The sequence below is a fragment of the Gordonibacter pamelaeae 7-10-1-b genome, from assembly GCF_000210055.1.
Lineage (GTDB): Bacteria > Actinomycetota > Coriobacteriia > Coriobacteriales > Eggerthellaceae > Gordonibacter > Gordonibacter pamelaeae.
The window spans coordinates 2,042,788-2,044,073 of the sequence record NC_021021.1 but is presented as its reverse complement, the minus strand read 5'-3'; the positions used below and the strand labels follow the sequence as shown (position 1 = coordinate 2,044,073).

Sequence of the window (1,286 nt, the reverse complement as noted above, 5' to 3'; positions counted from 1 at the left end):
CGTCCTCTGCCTCGTTGTCGGGACAGGCTGGGCCCTTGCCGCCGCGGCCGGCGCATTCGCGGCCGGCTCGTTGGCGGTTCGGAGGCTGGCCAGGGCGAAGAACGCGAGGAGGACGGCTCTTTTTGCATGCGCGCTGCTGGTGGCGTGCACGCTCGCCTGCGTGGAGGCGCTCGCTCAGACGGGCAGGGCGGCGCAGGCGGGGCGGACGTTCGTCGAGCGCCTGGTCCAGATGGGGGATGCGGCGGCCGTGGTCGCGGCGAATCCTGCGCTCGGCATCGGGCCCGACGTGTGGAGGTTCCTCTACCCGTACGTGCAGTCCGCGCAGTACACCGCCACGTCGGTGCACTGCGGCTATCTGCAGATCGCCCTCGATGCCGGTTTGGTCGGGGCGGCGCTGTTCGTCGCGGCCATCGTCATGGGCGTGAAGCGGGCAGCGTCCTGCGGGAACGCGCCGGTCGTCTGCGCCATCTTGCTGATCGCCGTGCATGGAGCCTTCGACATAGACTTCCAGTTCGCCGCGCTGCTCGCATTCTTGGCGATGCTCTTGACCCTCCACGCTGCGCCGGAGCCGCGGCGCCGGTCGCGTAGCCTTGATCGGGCATGGGGCCTCCCGCTCGCGCTGCTTTTTCTGGTAGCGTCCTTCGCGGCCAGCGGGTTCGGCTTGTGGGCGGCTAGCGCGAAAGACGCGTCCGCGTCGGCCGCGGCGAAGGCGGATGCGGCCGCGATCCGGCAGGTTCTGGAACAGAACCCCTTTGCCAAACGCGACGACTCCGTACGGTCGGATTACGCCGAGGCGCTGCGGCGGGCGGGCGCATGGAGCGAGCTCGCAAAGGCTTTCAGCGAAGGTTCGATCACGTCGGCTGAACAGGCGCTTTATGCGGCAGAAGCGCTCTACGCCCTCGGCGACGATGCGCGGGCCGAGGATATCCTGCTCGCAGAGCTGGAGCGCGAGCCCGGCAACGTCGACCTGTTCGAGAGCGCCCGCCTTCTGCTTGCGAGCCATGATGCGGGCGAGGAAGCGCGGGAGCGGTATCGGCAGGCGGCTGCGCGCGCCAACGCCATGGCCTCGACGGGGCTCGCCGCGCTGATCGGAAACCAGGAGCAGCTGCCCGAAACGCTTGCCTAGCTTCGCCGGCCCGCCCTTCCTTATCCCATCGGGGGCGGGCTTCGCCTCGGTCTTACCTCCGGCGTTCGACAAACCGCGGCAGCGTGCCCGACAGCGCGAGGCCCGCAACGGCCGCGCCGACGCACAGCGCGAACACGGGCAGCGCCGCTTCCGCGAACGC

1 protein-coding gene is annotated in these 1,286 nt (G+C 70.0%); it reads left to right on the top strand.

Features of this window, described 5'->3' with window-relative positions:
• Nucleotides 1-1,126 (top strand): O-antigen ligase family protein (locus GPA_RS09420; protein ID WP_041239399.1); only part of this gene is annotated, 1,126 nt, incomplete at its 5' end.
• Nucleotides 1,127-1,286: the final 160 nt, after the last annotated feature.